This window comes from Bacillus crepusculi, from assembly GCF_014764715.1.
Classification (GTDB): Bacteria; Bacillota; Bacilli; order Bacillales; family Bacillaceae; genus Bacillus.
In genome coordinates, this window is record NZ_JACXXE010000037.1 from 1 (window position 1) to 572 (window position 572).

Annotated in this window: 1 protein-coding gene and 1 pseudogene; both read right to left on the reverse strand. The window is 36.9% G+C overall.

All coding sequences use genetic code 11. The features are described from left to right. Positions 1–182, reverse strand: a pseudogene (locus IEE86_RS19505) (IS3-like element ISBth8 family transposase); the annotation flags it as partial. A 47-nt stretch (positions 183–229) separates the two neighbouring features. Further along, on the reverse strand, positions 230–572 hold a 343-nt coding region (locus tag IEE86_RS19240; RefSeq protein ID WP_224741103.1), incomplete at its 5' end, for a transposase.

Genomic DNA, 572 nt, shown 5'->3' on the forward strand with positions numbered 1-572 from the left:
TCTTTCTTTAAAGCGATTGTCACCCGAGGGTAGCCATAGAAGGGTCTTGAATGATGAATGGCCATGATGTGTTCTTTGAGGATTTGTTCTTTCAGTTGTCGTTCCATTCGAATCTTTTGATTCTTACGCCATTTATAGTACCCAGATCGTGATACTTTGGCGATGCAGACGAGCCATGTCAACGGAAAAAAACTCTTTAATTCATGAATAACTTCAAACCTCACATTCTTTAAAATCCATCCTCTCCGTGTAGATTTGGATAACGCTTTTTTAAGTATTCTACCTGTGCCTTTAAATAATCTCTTTCTTCTTCCACACTATTAAACATGAACTTGGGACGTCCGTTAAAAGGATTTTCTGACTTTGTATGTTTTCCTCTTTGATCTTCAAAAGATTGCCCCTCACGAAATTTTCTGACCCAACTTTTTAACTGAGTGGAGCTTTTGATACCTAATTCTTCAGACAATGACTGATAACTTCTGTTTCCTTCTTCGTACATTTTGACAGCTTTCATCTTAAATTCTTTAGAATAGTGTTGAAATTGTTGTCCCTTTCTCGCCATAAAAAATCCC